We start from the raw sequence: 17,152 nt of genomic DNA, 5'->3' as shown, positions 1-17,152 counted from the left end.
GGCAGAAGGGCCCGTCGGAAGGGTCCTAGTCCTGGGGGATGGGGCGGGCGTCGGGCGCGACCTGCGTGGTCGGCGTCGCCCGCACGATGGTGATCAGGCGGTCCGTGGACTGGAGCGTGCCGACGTCCTCGTGGTCGTAGCCGAGCACCCGGTGGCCGCGCAGGACACTCACCACCAGGTCGGTCGTCTCCCGCGGGCCCTTGCCCACCTCGGCCTTTATGACCGGCCGTTCGACGAGGTCCAGGCCGCTGCCCTGGTGGATCAGGTCCTCCATCACCATGCCGGCGGCGGGGCTGAGCACCGAGAGACCGAGGAGCCGGCCGGCCGCGCTGGCGCTGGTGATGACCGCGTCCGCGCCGGACTGCTTGAGCAGCGGCGCGTTCTCCTCCTCGCGCACCGCGGCCACGATCTTCGCCCCGCGGTTGAGCTGGCGGGCGGTCAGCGTGACCAGGACGGCGGTGTCGTCGCGCTGGGTGGCGATGATGATCTTCCGGGCCCGGTGCACCTCGGCCCGGTTCAGCACATCGCTGCGGGTCGCGTCGCCCACGACCCCCGCGAAGCCCTCGGCCGTCGCGGCTTCGATGGCCTTGGCGCTGGGGTCGACCACGACGACCTGCTCCTTGCTCAGGCCCGTCGCGCACACGGTCTCGATCGCCGAGCGCCCCTTGGTACCGAAGCCGACGACGACGGTGTGGTCGCGCAAAGTGGACCTCCAGCGGTTCAGACGCCATTCCTCCCGAGTCCGTTCGGTGAGGACCTCCAGCGTGGTGCCGACCAGGATGATCAGGAACAGCACCCGCATCGGCGTGATGACAAGGATGTTGGTGAGCCGGGCGGTGTCGCTGACCGGCGTGATGTCGCCGTATCCGGTGGTGGAGAGGGTGACGGTCGAGTAGTAGAAGGCGTCGAGGAAGTCGAGCTTGCCGTCGGAGTTGTCGTTGTAGCCCTCGCGGTCGGCGTAGACGATGAGGGAGCAGAGCACCAGCAGCGCCAGTGCCACCAGCACCCGCTTGGCGACCTGCCGGAACGGGTGCTCCACCACCTTCCTCGGCAGCTTCACCCGGTGCGTCACCAGCTTTTCGTCCGGCTGGCGCGCGATGGCGTCGTGGCCCGGAAGTTTCACGTGAAACACACCCCGATCCCCGAGGACGCCCAGGGCAGTTCCAGCAGTTCCGCCTCCGTGCCGGCCGGTGCCCCTCCGGGCGGTACGACGGCCAGGGCGTCCGCGGCGGCGATCCCCCGCAGCATCGCGGGGCCGTTGTAGTGCAGCGGGACGGCCCGGTCACCGCGCAGCACCACCGGCACCAGCCGGGTGTCGTACGGATGCCCGTGCGCCGCGTCCCGCAGCGGCAGCGTGTACGGCTCGGGGGCGGGCCGGGCCGCGAGGGTGCGCAGCAGCGGCTCGGCGAGCGTGAGCAGCCCGGAGACGGCCGCCAGGGGGTTGCCCGGCAGCCCGACCAGGTGCTGGTTGGCCTTGGTGCGGGCCAGCAGCATGGGGTGGCCGGGGCGCACCTTGACTCCGTCGACGAGGAGTTCGGCGTCGAGGCGGCGCAGGACGGGGTGGACGTGGTCCACGGGTCCGGACGCGGTGCCGCCGGTGGTGACGATCAGGTCGGCCTCGGAGTAGGCGACGGCCTTGTACAGGGCCTCGGCGTCGTCGCCGAGCCGGCGCACCGCGGTGACCTCGGTGCCCAGCGCCCGCAGCCAGTGCGGCAGCATCGGGCCGAGCGCGTCCCGGATCAGCCCGTCGTGCGGCAGCCCCTCGGTGAGCAGCTCGTCGCCCAGGATCAGCACTTCGGCCCGGGGCCGGGCGACGGCGGCGAGGGTGTCGTAGCCGGCTGCCGCGGCGAGGCCCAGGACGGCCGGGGTCACCAGGGTGCCGAGGGCGAGGAGCTGGTCCCCGGCGCGGCACTCCTGGCCGCGGGGGCGGATGTCCTGCCCGTGCTGGAGGGTGGGGGTTCCCGCGCCGGAGCCGGGCCGGGCGTGGGGGAGGGTGGGGTGCAGCCGGCCCTTGTCGTCGGTGCGGCCGTGTTCGCTGCGGAGCACGGCGGTGGTGTCCACGGGGATCCGCGCGCCGGTGGCGATCCGGACCGCCTCTCCGTCGGTGAGCCGCTCCGGCTCACCGTGCCCGGCCAGCACGCCCGCCTCCCGTACGGCCCAGGGGCCCGGTCCGGCGACCGCCCAGCCGTCCATCGCCGAGGTGTCGAAGGAGGGCAGGTCGGTGAGGGCGGTGAGCGGGGCGGCCAGGGTGAGGCCGAGGGCCGCGTCGAGGGGGACGGAGACCGGGGTCCGGCGGGCGCCGCGCGGGAGGCCGGCACGGGCGGCGAGGGCCCGGGCCTCGGGCCAGGGGGTGGCCCGGTGCCGCTCGGCCGGGGGCTCCCCGGGGCGGTCGGCGGCGCGGGCGTCGGGCCGGTCTGCGGGCCCGGGGCGGCGCGCGGTGGTGTGATCGCCCGCCGGGTGCTTGTCGTTCACCAGGGCGAGCACCTCCTCGATGTCGAGGTCCTCGGCGTCCCGCCCGTCGCGGACGCTGCGGGCGGTCATCCGGCGTCCGGGGCGGCGTCGGGCTTCGCGCCGGGCTTCGTCTCGGCGCCCGGGGCCGGGGCGGCCTCGGCCTGTTCCGCCTCCGCGGCCCAGCGCGCGGCGAGGTCCGCGGCCCTGCGGGCGGCCTCGGCGACCGCCTCGGGGCCGCCCCCGGCGCGGGCCGCCGCGTAGCCGACGAGGAAGGTGGTCAGCGGGGCCGCGGGCCGCGCCACGCCGTGGGCGGCGTCACGGGCGAGGTCCAGCAGGACCTTGATGTCGACGTCGAGGTCGATGCCCAGCTCGTCCTTGGCCGCGGAAATCCATTCATCCAACACGTGCCCATGCTCCCTGATGCGTGCCCTGGCGGTGGCGATGTCGTCCCAGGTGTCGCAGTCGAAGGACGCGACGGGGCCGGGGACCCGGGTGAGACCGAGGCCCGCGGTGAGGCGGCGCAGGGGCAGGCCGGTCAGACCGCCGTGCTCCTCGCGCAGCGCCGTCAGGCCCTCGCGCAGCCGTGCGGCGCGGTAGGCGGCGACGAGCGGCTGGTCCCGGCCGTCGGCGTCGGTGAGCAGCGCTCCGTCGGTGCCGTCCGTGCCGTCGGCGGCCGGCGCGGCGAGCAGCCGCGCCACGGTGGCCGTGTCGAGGAAGGGCAGATCGGCGGAGAGCAGCAGGACGCGGTCCGCGGTGGTGTGGCGCAGGCCGGCGTCGAGGGCGGCGAGCGGGCCGCCGCCGGGCGGGTCCTCGCGCGCCCAGGTCACCGGGCGCGCGGTGGGCCTGGGTTCGGCGACGACCACGGTGCGGCGCGCCCCGGCGCAGGCGGCGAGCACCCGGTCCAGCAGGGGGCGCCCGCCGACGCTCAGGCCGGGCTTGTCGGCGCCGCCGAGCCGCCGGGCGGCACCCCCGGCGAGCACGACGGCGTCGTACGCCTCGCTGTCCGGGTCGCCCGGGGGCTCGTACGCGGTCACCCCCTGAGTATGCGTGCCCCGGCGATCACAGGGAACGCGCCGGGGCGCGCTGTGATCAGAGTGTGCGCAACAGCACCGCCGGCTGTTCCACGCAGTCCGCGACATAGCGCAGGAAGCCGCCCGCGGTGCCGCCGTCGCAGACCCGGTGGTCGAAGGTGAGCGAGAGCTGCACGACCTGGCGGACCGCCAGCTCGCCCTCGTGCACCCACGGCTTGGGGATGATCCGGCCGACGCCGAGCATGGCCGCCTCGGGGTGGTTGATGATCGGCGTGGAGCCGTCGACGCCGAACACGCCGTAGTTGTTGAGCGTGAAGGTGCCTCCGGTGAGGTCGGCGGGGGTGAGGGCGCCGGTGCGGGCCGACTCGGTGAGCCGGGCGAACTCGGCGCTCAGCGACTCCGCGCCGCGCGCGTGGGCGTCCCGGACGACGGGGACCACCAGGCCCCGCTCGGTCTGGGCGGCGAAGCCCAGGTTGACGTGGCCGAACCGGACGACCTCACGGGCCCCCTGGTCGACGGTGGAGTTCAGCTCGGGGTAGCGGGCGAGCGCGGCGGTGCAGATGCGGGCCAGCAGGGCCAGGAGGGATATCTTCGGGCCGCCCGCGGCGTTCATCGCGGTACGGGCGCGCATCAGCTCGGTCGCGTCGGCGTCCACCCAGCAGGTGGCGTCCGGGATCTCCCGGCGGCTGCGCGAGAGCTTGTCGGCCACCGCGCCGCGGACACCCTTGAGGGGTGTACGGACCTCACCGGCGGAGACCGGGGCGGGGGCGGGCGCGGCCACGACCGGGGCCGACGCGACGACGGGTGCCGTGGCGACGGGCACCGGGGCTCCGGCGGCGGGGCGTCCCTGCGCGGCGGCGGCCCGCAGCGCGTACTCCACGTCGGCGCGCAGGATCAGCCCCTCGGGCCCGGAACCGTGCAGTTCGCGCAGGTCCAGGCCGTTCTCCCGGGCCAGCCTGCGGACCAGCGGGGAGATCACCGGAACCGGCCCCTCGGGACCCTCCGGCGCTTCCTGTGCTGCTGACACCTCCGGGGCGGCGGGCGCCGCGGCGACGGGCACCGCGCGCGCGGCCGCCACGCCGTTGGCCGCGGGCGGCGCCGGACGGACCCGCCTGCGCCGCGCCGGCGCCTCGGACGTGCCGTACCCCACGAGGACGTTGCCCGAGCCGGCGCTCTCGCCGTCCCCGTCGGCGGGCGCGCCGACGGCGACCGTGATCAGCGGCGCCCCGACGGGCAGCTCGCTGCCCTCCTCACCGAAGCGGGCGGTGACCACACCGGCGTACGGGCAGGGGACGTCGACCATCGCCTTCGCGGTCTCGACCTCGACGACCGGCTGGTCCACGGCGACCACGTCGCCGACCTGGACGAGCCAGCGGACGATCTCCGCCTCGGTGAGCCCCTCCCCGAGGTCGGGGAGCTTGAACTCCAGCACCTGTGCCATCAGCTCTCGGCCTCCCATTGCAGACGCCCCACGGCGTCCAGGATCCGGTCCACGCCGGGCAGGTGGTGACGCTCCAGCATCGGCGGCGGATAGGGGATGTCGAACCCGGCCACCCGGAGCACCGGCGCCTCCAGATGGTGGAAGCAGCGCTCCGTGACCCGGGCCGCGATCTCCCCTCCCGGGCCGCCGAACCCGCCCGACTCGTGCACGACGACCGCTCGCCCGGTCCGCCGCACCGAGGCGCAGACCGTCTCGTCGTCGAACGGCACCAGCGAGCGCAGGTCGACGACCTCCAGGTCCCACCCCTCCTCCCGGGCCGCCTCGGCGGCTTCGAGGCAGACGGGAACGGACGGACCGTACGTGATGAGCGTGGCGCTCCGGCCCGAGCGCCGCACCACCGCGCGGCCGATGGGTTCAACGCTCTCGGGCTCCTCCGGGTTCCAGGAGTCCTTCGACCAGTACAGCCGCTTGGGCTCCAGGAAGACGACCGGGTCGTCGGAGGCGATGGAGGCGCGCAGCAGGCCGTAGGCGTCGGCGACGGTGGCCGGGGTGACCACGTGCAGCCCCGGGGTCGCCATGTAGTAGGCCTCGGAGGAGTCGCTGTGGTGCTCGACGCCGCCGATGCCGCCGCCGTAGGGGACGCGGATGGTGATCGGCAGGGGCATGGCCCCGCGGGTGCGGTTGCGCATGCGGGCGACGTGCGAGATCAGCTGCTCGAACGCCGGGTAGGCGAACGCGTCGAACTGCATCTCCACGACCGGGCGCAGGCCGTACATGGCCATGCCGACGGCCGTGCCGAGGATGCCGGCCTCGGCGAGCGGGGTGTCGGTGCAGCGGTCCTCGCCGAACTCCTTGGCGAGTCCGTCGGTGACCCGGAAGACACCGCCGAGGGTGCCCACGTCCTCGCCCATGACGTGCACGGACGGGTCGTCCGCCATGGCGTCGCGCATCGCGCGCGTGAGGGCCTGCGCCATGGTGGCGGGTTTCACCGCGACGGTGGTCATCGCTCGTCCCCTTCGGCTTCCAGCTCGGCGACCAGCTGCTCCCGCTGCTCCCGCAGCTGAGGGGTGGGCTCGGCGTACACATGGGCGAACAGGTCCATGGGGTCGAGCACCGCGTCGGCGTTCATCCGCTCGCGCAGGTCGGCGGCCATGGCCTCGGCGGCGTCCTTCGCGGCCCGGATGCCGGCCTCGTCGATGAGGCCGCGCTCGGTGAGCTCGTGCTCCAGCAGGGCGATCGGGTCGTGGCCGCGCCAGGTCTCCACCTCGGAGTCACCGCGGTAGCGGGTGGCGTCGTCGGCGTTGGTGTGGGCGTCGATCCGGTAGGTGATCGCCTCGATCAGGGTGGGGCCGCCACCCGCACGCGCGTGGCGCACGGCCTCGGTCAGCACCTCGTGCACGGCGACGGCGTCGTTGCCGTCGACCAGGCGGCCGGGCATGCCGTAGCCGACGGCCTTGTGGGCCAGCGACGGCGCCGCGGTCTGCTTGGCCAGCGGTACGGAGATGGCGAAGCCGTTGTTCTGCACCAGGAAGACCACCGGCGCCTGCCAGACGGCCGCGAAGTTCAGTGCCTCGTGGAAGTCGCCCTCACTGGTGCCGCCGTCGCCGACCATGGCGAGCGCCACCACGTCGTCGCCCTTGAGGCGGGCGGCGTGGGCGAGCCCGACGGCGTGCGGGAGCTGGGTGGCGAGCGGCGTGCACAGGGGGGCGACGCGGTGCTCGCGCGGGTCGTAGCCGGTGTGCCAGTCGCCGCGCAGCAGGGTGAGCGCCTGGACGGGGTCCACCCCGCGGGCCACGGCGGCGAGGGTGTCGCGGTAGCTCGGGAAGAGCCAGTCGCGCTCCTCCAGGGCGAGCGCGGCGGCGATCTCGCAGGCCTCCTGGCCCGTGGTGGACGGGTAGACGGCGAGCCGGCCCTGCTTGGTCAGGGCGGTGGCCTGGGCGTTGTACCGACGGCCGCGCACCAGCTCGGCGTACAGGCGGCGCAGCAGGCCGGGGTCGGCCTCGGCCGCGGCTTCCGTGCCGAGGACGCGGTAGGGCTCCGCGTCCGGCAGCAGCGGCGCGGGGTCGGTACGGGGCTGCCAGGCGGGCGGCGGCGATGGCCGGTACGCGCCCCGCTGCTCCAGGACCGTCATGACGGCACCTCCTCGTGGGAGTGGCTACGGGAGGCGCAGCGGCTGTGATGCGCCTCACCTACCGATTGTTCGGTCGTCGGCACATTTTGGCTACAGGCACCTCCAGGCTGTGGACAAACGGTTCTCCACAGCCTGGAATGAACGCAGTACGTCCACAAGCGGGAGGCGGGGGGACATGGCACCTGAACAAATGGCCGAGGGCCCCGAGGGCGGGCCGCCCCCACCGCCGCCCCGCCCGCTCGACGCCATAGATCAGGACATCCTCCAGATGCTCCAGGCCGACGGCCGCGCCTCGGTCCGGTCGGTCGCCGAACGGGTCCACGTCTCGCGGGCCAACGCCTACGCGCGTATCAACCGCCTCATCGAGGACGGTGTCATCCGGGGCTTCGGCGCCCGGGTCGACCACGAGCGCGCCGGGCACGGGACCTCGGCGTACATCACGCTGAAGATCGTGCAGAACTCCTGGCGCACCGTGCGCGAGCAGCTGCGGCAGCTGCCCGGCGCCTCGCACATCGCGCTGGTGGGCGGCGACTTCGACGTGCTGCTGCTGGTGCACACGCCCGACAACCGGGCACTGCGCGAACTGGTGCTCACCCGGCTCCAGGCCATCCCCGAGGTGCTCAGCACCCGCACCCTGCTGGTGTTCGAGGAGGAGGACCTGGAGCCGCAGGGCTGACTCAGGCGGCCCGGCGCAGCCCGCCGAACACCATCCGCACCACCGCGTCGGCGACCTCGCGCTCGCCCATGCCGCGGCCGTCGGGCCGGTACCACTCCACGATGGAGTTGATCATCCCGAAGACGAGCCGGGTGGCGAGCCGCACCTCCACGTCGCCCCGCACGTCGCCCTCGTCGGCCGCCGCCTGGAGCAGCTCGGCGACCCGGTGGTCGAAGTCCCGGCGCCGCTCCAGCGCCCACCGCTCGGTGTCGGTGTTGCCGCGCACCCGCAGCAGCAGCGTCACGTACGGCAGCTCGGCCATCAGCACCTCGACCATGCGCCGCACCACGTGCTCCAGGCGCTGCGAGGCGCGCCCCTCGCGCGCGTGCTCCTCGTCGAGGATGCCGAACAACTCGTCGAGCGCCCGGCTGACCGCCCGGCGCAGCAGCTCCTCCTTGCCGCTGACGTGGTGGTAGATCGACGACTTGGAGATCCCCGCGGCGCGCGAGAGGTGCTCCATGGAGGTGCCGTCGTAGCCGCGCTCGTTGAAGACCCGCACCGCGACCGACAGCAGGGTCTCGGGGGTGTACGTGTCCCGCTTGGCGGTGGTCATGCGCCGCTGCCCTCCCGCTTGTCGGTGGCGTACGCGTGCCGGTACAGGGCGAGGGAGGGCGCGTACCGGCCGGAGGGGTCGCGCAGGTGGAGGTCGTCGAGGAGGGCGTAGGCCCAGTTCCGGCCGAGCCGGCGGCTCCACTCGAAGGGGCCGAGCGGGTAGTTGACGCCCAGCCGCATCGCGGTGTCGATGTCCTCCTCGGTGGCGACGCCCTTGGCGACCGCGTCATGGGCGAGGTCGACGATCCGGGCGACCGTACGGGCGACGATCATCCCGGGCACGTCGCCGATGACGCTGACGTCCTTGCCGAGCGCCTGGAAGAGGCCGATCGCCTCGGCGAGGGTGCGCGGGGAGGTGTCCTTCGAGGCGGACAGGGCGATCCGGGTGGCCCGGCGGTAGTCGAGGGCGAGGTCGAAGTAGACGACGTCCCGGAACTCCACCGAGGTCTGCCCGTCGGCGAGGGCCAGCTGGCCGCCGGAGGGCAGGACCAGCCGGGTGCCGTGGTCCTCCTCCTCCTCGCGCACCGGGACGCCCGCCTCGCGCAGCAGGGCGAGCAGTTCGCCGGCCGGGCCCAGGTCGCCCTCGGCGACGACGTACTCGGGGGCGCGCTCGGGTTCGGCGGTGTGCGGTTCGGGGCGCTCGGCCCCGGGTCCGTGGTCGTACCAGCCGTGTCCGCTCTTGCGGCCGAGGCGGCCGGACTCGACCAGGCGGCGCTGGGCCAGCGAGGGCGTGAAGCGGACGTCCTGGAAGAACGACTGCCACACGGAGTGGGTGACCGACTCGTTGACGTCCTGGCCGATCAGGTCGGTCAGCTCGAAGGCGCCCATCCGGAAGCCGCCGCACTCGCGCAGGACGGCGTCGATGGTGGCGGGGTCGGCGCCCTGCGACTCGTGGACCGCGAAGGCCTCGGCGTAGTAGGGCCGCGCGATGCGGTTGACGATGAAACCGGGGGTGTCGGCGCAGGCGACCGGGGTCTTGCCCCAGGCGCGGGCGGTCTCGTACGCGCGCGTGGCCGAGGTGACGTCGGTGGCGAACCCGGAGACGACCTCGACCAGCGGCAGCAGCGGGGCGGGGTTGAAGAAGTGCAGGCCCACGAAGCGGCCGGGGTTGGCCAGGGCGCCGCCGATCGCGGTGACGGACAGCGAGGAGGTGTTGGTGGCGAGCAGGCAGTCGTCGGAGACGATCGCCTCCAGCGCGCGGAACAGCTCCTGCTTGACGTCCAGCCGCTCCAGGACGGCCTCGATCACCAGGGCGCAGTCGGCGAGTTCGGCGAGTTCGGCGGCGGGCGTCAGCCGGGCGCGCGCGGCGTCGCGGTCGGCTTCGGCGAGCCGCTCCTTCGCCACGAGCCGGTCCAGGCGGGCGCCGATAGCGGCGGCCGCCTCCTCGGCCCTGCCGGGCACGGTGTCGTAGAGCCGTACGGGGTGGCCGGCGACCAGCGCGACCTGGGCGATGCCCTGGCCCATGGTGCCGGTGCCGACGACGGCCACGGGGCTGCTGAGGTCCAGTGCTGTCATGTCCGCGATCCTCCCGCACAGGGTTTTCCACAGATGCGGCGGACCCCCTTGTCCCGACCGATCGTTCGGTTACTCTAACTCTGTCTGCCCCTTCCTGCCCATGTTCCTGCCAGGTCATGAACTCGACGGAGAGTTCTTGAAAACAAGGAGTTGGTCCCGCATGGCCGCCCCCCTCACCCCCCACGACCTGATCGCCCGGCACCGGCCCACCCTCGACCAGGCACTGGAGGCGATCCGCACCCGCGCCTACTGGTCCCCGCACCCCGAGCACCCCAAGGCGTACGGCGAGAACGGCAGCCTGGACATGGCGGCGGGCAAGGCCGCCCACGACGCCGTGCTCGGCACCCGGCTGGACCTCGGCCAGCCCGGCACCGACGGCTGGGTGGGCGGCGAGGTCTCCCCCTACGGCCCCGAGCTGGGCGTGGAGTACCCGCACGCGGACCTCGACGTGCTGCTGCCCGCGATGCGGGCCGGGCAGCGGGCCTGGCGGGACGCGGGCGCGGAGATCCGCGCGGTGGTCTGTCTGGAGATCCTCAAGCGGATCAGCGACCGCACCCACGAGTTCGCGCACGCGGTCATGCACACCTCCGGCCAGGCGTTCATGATGGCGTTCCAGGCCGGCGGCCCGCACGCCCAGGACCGCGGCATGGAGGCGGTGGCGTACGCCTACGTCGAGCAGGTCCGCACCCCCGACACCGCGGAGTGGACCAAGCCGCAGGGCAAGCGGGACCCCCTCGCCCTGACCAAGGCGTTCACCCCCGTCCCGCGGGGCGTCGCGCTGATGATCGGCTGCAACACCTTCCCCACCTGGAACGGCTACCCGGGCCTGTTCGCCTCCCTCGCCACCGGCAACGCCGTCCTGGTCAAGCCGCACCCGCGCGCGGTGCTGCCGCTCGCGCTGACCGTGCAGGTCGCCCGCGAGGTGCTGGCCGAGGCGGGCTTCGACGCCAACCTGGTCGCGCTCGCCGCCGAGCGGCCCGGCGAGGGCATCGCCAAGGACCTCGCGGTGCGGCCCGAGATCCGCATCATCGACTACACCGGTTCCACCGCCTTCGGCAACTGGCTGGAGGCCAACGCCCGCCAGGCGCAGGTCTACACCGAGAAGGCCGGCGTCAACACGGTGCTCGTGGAGTCGACCGGCGACTACCAGGGGATGCTGTCCAACCTGGCGTTCTCCCTGTCGCTCTACAGCGGCCAGATGTGCACCACGCCGCAGAACCTGCTGATCCCCCGCGACGGCATCCGCACCGAGGACGGTCCGCGCACCTTCGACGAGGTCGTCGCCGACCTCGCCCGCGCCGTCGACGGCCTCCTCGGCGACGACGCCCGCGCCAACGCGCTGCTCGGGGCGATCGTGAACCCCGACGTCAAGGCCCGCCTGGAGGCCGCGGCGGGGCTCGGCGAGGTCGCCCTGGCCTCCCGCGAGATCGCCAACCCGGAGTTCCCCGACGCGGTGGTCCGCACCCCGGTCATGGTCAAGCTGGACGGCGCCAAGCCCGACGACGAGGCCGCCTACATGAGCGAGTGCTTCGGCCCGGTGTCCTTCGCGGTGGCGATGGACTCCGCCGCCGACGCGGTCGAGCTGCTGCGCCGCACCGTCCGGGAGCAGGGCGCGATGACCGTCGGCGCCTACACCGTCGACGCGGAGGTCGAGGAGGCGGTGCGCGAGGTCTGCCTGGAGGAGGCCGCGCAGCTGTCCCTGAACCTGACCGGCGGGGTGTACGTCAACCAGACGGCCGCGTTCTCCGACTTCCACGGCTCCGGCGGCAACCCGGCGGCCAACGCGGCCCTGTGCGACGGCGCCTTCGTCGCCGGCCGCTTCCGCGTGGTGGAGGTCCGCCGGGAGGCGTAGGGCCTTCCTCTAAGAAGGTCTGAACGCGCTCCAGTGGTAGAGCGTCATCCCGACGCTCGTGGCCAGGTTGTAGCTGGAGACCTGGGGGCGCATCGGCAGCGCGAGCAGCTGGTCGGCGCGGGCGCGGACCTCGGCCGACAGGCCGCTGCGCTCCGAGCCGAACGCGAGGACGGCGTCGTCCGGGAGCTTCACGCCCCGGATGTCGTCGCCCTCCGGATCCAGCGCGAACAGGGGCCCCGGGGGCAGGCCGTCCGCCGTCACGCGTTCGACGGTGGTCGCGAAGTGCAGGCCCGCGCCGCCCCGCACGACCGTCGGGTGCCAGGGGTCCAGCGTGCCGGTGGTGACCACTCCGGTGGCGCCGAAGCCCGCGGCGAGCCGGATCACCGCGCCGGTGTTGCCGAGGTTGCGCGGCTGGTCCAGGAGCACCACCGGGGCGGTGCGCGGGGTGCGGGCCAGCAGCTCCAGGCCGGCCTCGCGGGAGGGCCTCGGCGCGAGGGCGGCGACCGCGGTGGGGTGGGGGCGCGGGACCAGGGAGCGGTAGGTCGCCTCGGAAACCTCGGTCAGCAGCGCGGCCAGGGCCTCGGTGACGTCCGGGGCGAGTTCCCGGGCGAGCGCGAGGGTCGCCTCCCGGTCCACGGCGACCGCCACCGGCACCTCGGCCCCGAAGCGCACCGCGTGCTTGAGGGCGTGGAAGCCGTCCAGCAGTACGGCGCTGTCGGCGAGGCGGTGCCAGGTGGTGACGGGGGCGGTCATGACGGCGAGCCTACGTGGCTGGGCTCGGGGTTCTCCGGCTTGCGCGGCCCCGGCAGCACCGCCCGGCCGGGCCGGGGCACCGGCAGTCGCCGGGAGAGCCGGGCCGCGCCCGCGCCCAGGCGGCGCAGGAAGCCGGTGGGCAGGAAGACCGCGTCGGCCGCGATCATCGCCAGGGAGAAGAACGGCAGCCCGAGGACGACCGCGATCACCGCGTGCTCGAACATCATGAGGGCCAGCAGCACGTTCTTGGCCCGCCGGTTGAGCAGCGCGAACGGGAAGGCGACCTGCACCAGCACGGTCCCGTACGTCACCAGCATCACCAGGGTGCCGCTCGCCGTCAGGACGTCGGCGAGCGCGGGCCAGGGCGAGAAGTAGTCCAGGTGCAGGGGGTAGTGGACGGCCGTGCCGTCCTGCCAGCGAGAGCCCTGGATCTTGTACCAGCCGGCGGTGGCGTAGATCAGACAGGCCTCGGCCATGATCACGAGCAGGGCGCCGTTGTGCACGATGTTCGCGACCACGTCGAGCAGGATGCGCGGCTGGTCGGTCCGCGCCCGGCGTCCGACGGTCCACCACACGGCCTGCGCCGCCCACACGCCCCACAGGACCGCCGGGATCAGCCCCTGTCCGCCGACCCAGGTGGACAGCACGTTCAGCGCGAGGACCACGGCCCGCGGCGGGCCGGACCCGGCCTCGTCCCCGGGCCAGCCCGCACCGAGCTTCCCGGCCACCGTCGCGACGACCAGCACCACGCCGAACACGGCCCACAGCGCGGGGCCGACCCGGTCGGTGACCCGCTCGCCCCGGGCGCGCGCGGCGCGTTCCCGGCCCGCCCGGCGCGCGTCCAGGGACCAGACCTGGGCGCAGCGGGTGAAGACCAGGTAGATCGACATCAGGTGCAGGACGTTGTCGCCGCCGTCGCCCATGAACACCGAGCGGTTCTGCAGGGACAGCACACCGACCATGAACACCACGGACATGGTGCGGCTGCGCCAGCCGACCAGCAGCAGCGCGGCGGAGAGCAGCGCGAGGGCGTACACCAGCTCGAACCAGAACCGGCCGTCGGACCAGATCAGGACGGTGAAGGCGTCGTTCAGGCCGATCAGCCGCTCGGCGAGGTCGAAGCTCCAGGGGCCGTCGGGCCCGTACAGCTCATGGCGGTGGGGCAGCTCGCGCAGCAGGAAGAACAGCCACGTCGCGGCGAAGCCGATCCGGACGACGGCCGTCTGGTACGGGCCGAGGGCGGACTCGGTGACGCGGGCGATGCCGGCCGAGGTCGCGAGGGCGAAGCGGTTCACTCGGCGTCCCTCCGCTCCTCCTGGTCGGGCAGCTCCCACCAGGGCAGCTCCCGGTACGCCACGTCGGTGGGCGCCCGCTCACCGGTCCACTCCGGCGGCGGAACGTGCGTGGTGCGGGAGCGGACCTGGACCCGTTCGACGATCCCGCCGTCCCCGGCGGCGTCCTCGCGGTCCAGGCGCAGGGCCACGATCCGGCGCAGGTACGACTCGGAGAGCAGGCCCCGTTCGCCGACCGCGCGGTTGTCGCTGTCGTGCGTGGCGACCAGGAAGTCCCAGGCGCGGCGCAGCTCGTTCTGCTGGGTGTGGCTGGGCAGCAGGTTGCCGTCGATGGCCTCGCCGTCGCGGGCGGACAGGTCGTACCAGCCGGTGGTGCGTATCCCGCCGTCCGGCGTGCGGACCTCCGCGCGGGCCTGTACGGCGATGTTCTGCTGGAGCGGGTTGGGTGCGAACAGCTTCCAGTTCTGCTCGAACTCCGGGTAGATCCAGTCCGAGATCACCGTGCTGTGCTGCTTGCTGACCGTGTTCGAGGGCGCGACGTGCAGGAAGACCATGCCGAGGTGGACGCAGACGGCGACCGCGACGACCGCGAGCGCGACGGCGGCGGCGATCTGGTGGCGCAGGGAGAGCGCGGCCACACCCGTGCGGGGCGCGGGCTCCGGCCCGGGCGCGGGCTCCGGCGCCCGCCCGGTCCCGCCCCCTGTGTCGTACGCGTCCATTCCGCCCCGTTTCCCGGTTCCCGGCCCCCGCGCGGCCGGTCCCGGGCCCCGCTCAGGGGTGACACCTTACGGCGCCCGGCGCATGGGGAGGTCACGTCCGCGGAGCGGCCGGCGCACGAGCAGGTCACGTCCGGCGGGCCCCGCGGAGAGGGAGTGCCCGCCCGGGCGGTTCCCTTCTTCTAGAACCTGTTCTATCTTGACGGACCGTCAGATCTCCGTGGCGCGGAAGGGCAGGGACCGTGGACTTTTCCTTCACCGAGGAGCAGCGGGCGGCGGCCGAGGCGGCGCGCGGGGTGTGCGCCGGGGTCGCCCCGGACGCCGTCCCGAGCCCCTCGCTCACCGCGGGAGCCGTCGCCGAGGGCTTCGACCGGGAACTGTGGTCCCGCCTGGCCGGCGCCGACCTGCTGAGCCTGCTGCTCGACGAGGAGCACGGCGGGGCCGGCCTGGACGCGGTCGCGCTCTGCCTGGTCCTGCGCGAGACCTCGGCCGTACTAGCCCGGGTGCCGCTGCTGGAGCACAGCGCCGCGCTGTCCGTGCTCGGCGCCCACGGCGGCCAGGAGCTGAAGGACGACCTGCTCACGCGCGCCGGGCGGGGCGAACCCACGCTGACGGTCGCCGCGCACGGACGGACCGGGCACGACCCTGCGGAACTCGCGGTGACCGCCCGCCGCGAAGGCGCGCGCTGGGTCCTGGACGGCACGCAGACGGCGGTGGCCTGGGCCTGCGACGCCGACCTCGTCGTCGTCCCCGCCGCCGCGGACACCGGCCGCACCGTCCTCGCGGTGGTCCCCCAGGACCACGCCGGCGTCTCGGTCGCCGAGCAGTACGGCACCGGCGGGGAGCGGCTCGGGGAGCTGCGGCTGGACTCCGTGACACTCGACGCGCGGGACGTGGTGGACGCGGAGGGCGCCTGGGAGGCGCTGCGGGAACTGCTCACCGTGGGGACGTGCGCGCAGGCGCTCGGCCTCGGCGGGCGGGTGCTGCGCATGACGAGCGAGTACACCGGCAAGCGGGAGCAGTTCGGCTTCCCGCTCGCCACCTTCCAGGCGGTCGCCGTGCAGGCCGCCGACCGCTACATCGACCTCAAGGCGATGGAGGCCACCCTGTGGCAGGCCGCCTGGCGGATCACCACCCGGGCACCGGGGTCCCTGCCCGTGGCCGGGGACGTCGCCGTCGCCAAGATCTGGGCGTCGGAAGGGGTACGGCGCGTCGTGCAGACGGCGCAGCACCTGCACGGCGGTTTCGGCGCCGACGTCGACTACCCGCTGCACCGCTACCACGCCTGGGCCAAACAACTGGAACTCGCCCTCGGCCCGGCCCCGGCCCACGAGGAGGCCCTGGGCGACCTGCTGGCCGCCCACCCCCTCGGTGGTTGAGAACGGTCAGAGCACGAAGCCGGGCTGTCCGGCGTCCGTGATCACCGGGCGGCCCACCGCCGCCCACACCTGCATGCCGCCGTCGACGTTCACCGCGTCGATGCCCTGCTGCACGAGGTACATCGCGACCTGCGCCGAGCGGCCCCCGGAGCGGCAGATCACGTTGACCCGGCCGTCCTGCGGGGCGGCCTCGGTCAGCTCGCCGTACCGGGCGACGAACTCGCTGATGGGGATGTGCAGCGCCCCCTCGGCGTGGCCCGCCTGCCATTCGTCGGCCTCGCGGACGTCCAGGAGGAAGTCGCCGTCCTTGAGGTCCGTGACCTCGACCGTGGGAACGCCAGATCCAAGATGCATGGCCCCGACGCTACCCGACGCGGGACTCACGCCTCACGGGCTCGGTCCTCCTGCTCACGCTCCGGCTCCTGCTCCCGCGCGGGCTCCTGCTCCGCGGGGGTGGCCAGCAGTTCCGCCAGCTCCGCCTCGCGCGCGGAGACATCGGCGAGCAGCTGCTCGGCGATCTCCTCCAGCAGCTTGTCCGGGTCGTCCGGGGCCAGCCGCAGCATGGAGCCGATCGCGCTGTCCTCCAGCTCCCGCACGACCAGGTTGAGCAGTTCCTTGCGCTCGGACAGCCACTCGAGACGGGCGTAGAGCTCCTCGGCGGGGCTCGGCGCGCGCTCCTTCGGCGCCGGACCGGCCGTCCACTCCCTCGCCAGCTCCGCGAGCAGGGCCTCGTCGCCGCGCGCGTAGGCGGCGTTGACCCGGGTGATGAACTCCTCCCGGCGGGCCCGCTCCGCGTCCTCCTGGGCCAGGTCGGGGTGGGCCTTGCGGGCGAGGTCGCGGTAGAGCTTGCGGGCCTCCTCGCTGGGGCGGACCCGCTGCGGCGGCCGCACCGGCTGGTCCGTGAGCATCGCGGACGCCTCCGGGAACAGGCCGTCGCCGTCCATCCAGCCGTGGAACAGCTCCTCCACGGCCGGCATGGGCATGACCCGGGCGCGGGCCTCGTCCGCCTTGCGCCGGTCCTCCGGGTCGCCGCTGCGCTCGGCCCTGGCCTCGGCGATCCGCGCCTCCAGGTCGTCGAGGCGCGCATACATCGGGCCGAGCTTCTGGTGGTGCAGGCGGGAGAAGTTCTCGACCTCGACGCGGAACGTCTCCACGGCGATCTCGAACTCGATCAGCGCCTGCTCGGCGGCGCGCACGGCCCGCTCCAGCCGCTCCTCGGGCCGCGGCGTCCCGGCGCCCTCACCGGACGGGGACGGGGACTGCTCAGCTTCCGGTGTCGTCACCCGACCAGCGTAGGCCACCGCCGGGCCCCGGCCTACGGGTG

At 74.1% G+C, this 17,152-nt stretch carries 16 protein-coding genes; 3 read left to right on the top strand and 13 right to left on the bottom strand.

Annotated elements, in window-relative coordinates; all coding sequences use genetic code 11:
- Nucleotides 1-25: 25 nt before the first annotated feature.
- Genes ABT296_RS03500 through pdhA form a run of 6 tightly spaced genes read right to left on the bottom strand, consistent with a single transcriptional unit; the run spans nucleotide 26 to nucleotide 7,054 of the window.
- Nucleotides 26-1,132 (bottom strand): potassium channel family protein, encoded by a 1,107-nt coding sequence (locus ABT296_RS03500; protein ID WP_351922692.1) that lies wholly within the window; start codon nucleotides 1,130-1,132, stop codon nucleotides 26-28.
- A complete protein-coding gene (locus ABT296_RS03495; RefSeq protein ID WP_351922690.1) occupies nucleotides 1,120-2,541 on the bottom strand; it encodes a molybdopterin molybdotransferase MoeA in 1,422 nt (473 codons plus the stop codon). Before ABT296_RS03495 ends, ABT296_RS03500 begins: the two co-directional genes overlap by 13 nt.
- Nucleotides 2,538-3,485 carry an NTP transferase domain-containing protein gene (locus tag ABT296_RS03490; protein ID WP_351922688.1) on the bottom strand — a complete coding sequence of 316 codons (948 nt, stop codon included), beginning with the start codon at nucleotides 3,483-3,485 and terminating at the stop codon, nucleotides 2,538-2,540. The genes ABT296_RS03495 and ABT296_RS03490 overlap by 4 nt, the downstream gene beginning before the upstream one ends.
- A 55-nt stretch (nucleotides 3,486-3,540) precedes the next feature.
- Nucleotides 3,541-4,923 carry a dihydrolipoamide acetyltransferase family protein gene (locus ABT296_RS03485; protein ID WP_351922686.1) on the bottom strand — a complete coding sequence of 461 codons (1,383 nt, stop codon included), beginning with the start codon at nucleotides 4,921-4,923 and terminating at the stop codon, nucleotides 3,541-3,543.
- Nucleotides 4,923-5,927 carry an alpha-ketoacid dehydrogenase subunit beta gene (locus ABT296_RS03480; protein WP_351922684.1) on the bottom strand — a complete coding sequence of 335 codons (1,005 nt, stop codon included), beginning with the start codon at nucleotides 5,925-5,927 and terminating at the stop codon, nucleotides 4,923-4,925. The genes ABT296_RS03485 and ABT296_RS03480 overlap by 1 nt, the downstream gene beginning before the upstream one ends.
- Nucleotides 5,924-7,054, bottom strand: coding sequence for a pyruvate dehydrogenase (acetyl-transferring) E1 component subunit alpha (gene pdhA, locus ABT296_RS03475; protein WP_351922683.1), 1,131 nt, complete (start codon nucleotides 7,052-7,054; stop codon nucleotides 5,924-5,926). The genes ABT296_RS03480 and pdhA overlap by 4 nt, the downstream gene beginning before the upstream one ends.
- A 190-nt stretch (nucleotides 7,055-7,244) precedes the next feature.
- On the opposite strand from pdhA, the gene ABT296_RS03470 reads away from it, so the two are divergent.
- Complete coding sequence (locus tag ABT296_RS03470) at nucleotides 7,245-7,730, top strand: Lrp/AsnC family transcriptional regulator (RefSeq protein WP_351922898.1); 486 nt, start codon at nucleotides 7,245-7,247, stop codon at nucleotides 7,728-7,730.
- A 1-nt stretch (nucleotide 7,731) separates the two neighbouring features.
- On the opposite strand, the gene ABT296_RS03465 is transcribed toward ABT296_RS03470, so the two are convergent.
- A complete protein-coding gene (locus ABT296_RS03465; RefSeq protein ID WP_351922682.1) occupies nucleotides 7,732-8,322 on the bottom strand; it encodes a TetR/AcrR family transcriptional regulator in 591 nt (196 codons plus the stop codon).
- Nucleotides 8,319-9,836 (bottom strand): 3-hydroxyacyl-CoA dehydrogenase, encoded by a 1,518-nt coding sequence (locus tag ABT296_RS03460; protein WP_351922681.1) that lies wholly within the window; start codon nucleotides 9,834-9,836, stop codon nucleotides 8,319-8,321. Before ABT296_RS03460 ends, ABT296_RS03465 begins: the two co-directional genes overlap by 4 nt.
- A gap of 160 nt (nucleotides 9,837-9,996) precedes the next feature.
- Between ABT296_RS03460 and paaN the strand changes: the two genes are divergently transcribed.
- Nucleotides 9,997-11,688, top strand: a complete 1,692-nt coding sequence (paaN, locus tag ABT296_RS03455; protein ID WP_351922680.1) for a phenylacetic acid degradation protein PaaN — start codon at nucleotides 9,997-9,999, stop codon at nucleotides 11,686-11,688.
- Between the two features lie 9 nt (nucleotides 11,689-11,697).
- Here paaN and ABT296_RS03450 read toward each other — a convergent pair whose 3' ends face one another.
- Genes ABT296_RS03450 through ABT296_RS03440 form a run of 3 tightly spaced genes read right to left on the bottom strand, consistent with a single transcriptional unit; the run spans nucleotide 11,698 to nucleotide 14,452 of the window.
- Nucleotides 11,698-12,441 (bottom strand): TrmH family RNA methyltransferase, encoded by a 744-nt coding sequence (locus ABT296_RS03450; RefSeq protein ID WP_351922679.1) that lies wholly within the window; start codon nucleotides 12,439-12,441, stop codon nucleotides 11,698-11,700.
- Nucleotides 12,438-13,736 (bottom strand): HTTM domain-containing protein, encoded by a 1,299-nt coding sequence (locus ABT296_RS03445; protein WP_351922678.1) that lies wholly within the window; start codon nucleotides 13,734-13,736, stop codon nucleotides 12,438-12,440. The genes ABT296_RS03450 and ABT296_RS03445 overlap by 4 nt, the downstream gene beginning before the upstream one ends.
- Entirely contained in the window at nucleotides 13,733-14,452 is a 720-nt protein-coding gene (locus ABT296_RS03440; RefSeq protein ID WP_351922677.1) for a DUF5819 family protein, read from the bottom strand. Before ABT296_RS03440 ends, ABT296_RS03445 begins: the two co-directional genes overlap by 4 nt.
- Before the next feature lie 239 nt (nucleotides 14,453-14,691).
- Here ABT296_RS03440 and ABT296_RS03435 point away from each other — a divergent pair, with 239 nt between their 5' ends.
- Nucleotides 14,692-15,828 (top strand): acyl-CoA dehydrogenase family protein, encoded by a 1,137-nt coding sequence (locus ABT296_RS03435; RefSeq protein WP_351922676.1) that lies wholly within the window; start codon nucleotides 14,692-14,694, stop codon nucleotides 15,826-15,828.
- A gap of 6 nt (nucleotides 15,829-15,834) precedes the next feature.
- Here ABT296_RS03435 and ABT296_RS03430 read toward each other — a convergent pair whose 3' ends face one another.
- Together ABT296_RS03430 and ABT296_RS03425 are read right to left on the bottom strand one after the other, a co-directional pair.
- Complete coding sequence (locus ABT296_RS03430; protein WP_351922675.1) at nucleotides 15,835-16,182, bottom strand: rhodanese-like domain-containing protein; 348 nt, start codon at nucleotides 16,180-16,182, stop codon at nucleotides 15,835-15,837.
- A gap of 26 nt (nucleotides 16,183-16,208) precedes the next feature.
- A complete protein-coding gene (locus ABT296_RS03425) occupies nucleotides 16,209-17,111 on the bottom strand; it encodes a J domain-containing protein (protein WP_351922674.1) in 903 nt (300 codons plus the stop codon).
- Nucleotides 17,112-17,152 lie beyond the last annotated feature (41 nt).

The organism is Streptomyces sp. NPDC000983 (assembly GCF_040299205.1).
Taxonomy (GTDB): Bacteria; Actinomycetota; Actinomycetes; order Streptomycetales; family Streptomycetaceae; genus Streptomyces.
This window is presented reverse-complemented; position numbering and strand designations above follow the sequence as displayed.

Bases quoted from the DNA above. Each gene is read 5' to 3' on its own strand.
- ABT296_RS03495 (WP_351922690.1), bottom strand. From the start codon at position 2,541: ATGACCGCCCGCAGCGTCCGCGACGGGCGGGACGCCGAGGACCTCGAC.
- ABT296_RS03485 (WP_351922686.1), bottom strand. From the start codon at position 4,923: ATGGCACAGGTGCTGGAGTTCAAGCTCCCCGACCTCGGGGAGGGGCTC.
- ABT296_RS03480 (WP_351922684.1), bottom strand. From the start codon at position 5,927: ATGACCACCGTCGCGGTGAAACCCGCCACCATGGCGCAGGCCCTCACG.
- pdhA (WP_351922683.1), bottom strand. From the start codon at position 7,054: ATGACGGTCCTGGAGCAGCGGGGCGCGTACCGGCCATCGCCGCCGCCC.
- ABT296_RS03470 (WP_351922898.1), top strand. From the start codon at position 7,245: ATGGCCGAGGGCCCCGAGGGCGGGCCGCCCCCACCGCCGCCCCGCCCG.
- ABT296_RS03465 (WP_351922682.1), bottom strand. From the start codon at position 8,322: ATGACCACCGCCAAGCGGGACACGTACACCCCCGAGACCCTGCTGTCG.
- ABT296_RS03460 (WP_351922681.1), bottom strand. From the start codon at position 9,836: ATGACAGCACTGGACCTCAGCAGCCCCGTGGCCGTCGTCGGCACCGGC.
- paaN (WP_351922680.1), top strand. From the start codon at position 9,997: ATGGCCGCCCCCCTCACCCCCCACGACCTGATCGCCCGGCACCGGCCC.
- ABT296_RS03450 (WP_351922679.1), bottom strand. From the start codon at position 12,441: ATGACCGCCCCCGTCACCACCTGGCACCGCCTCGCCGACAGCGCCGTA.
- ABT296_RS03440 (WP_351922677.1), bottom strand. From the start codon at position 14,452: ATGGACGCGTACGACACAGGGGGCGGGACCGGGCGGGCGCCGGAGCCC.
- ABT296_RS03430 (WP_351922675.1), bottom strand. From the start codon at position 16,182: ATGCATCTTGGATCTGGCGTTCCCACGGTCGAGGTCACGGACCTCAAG.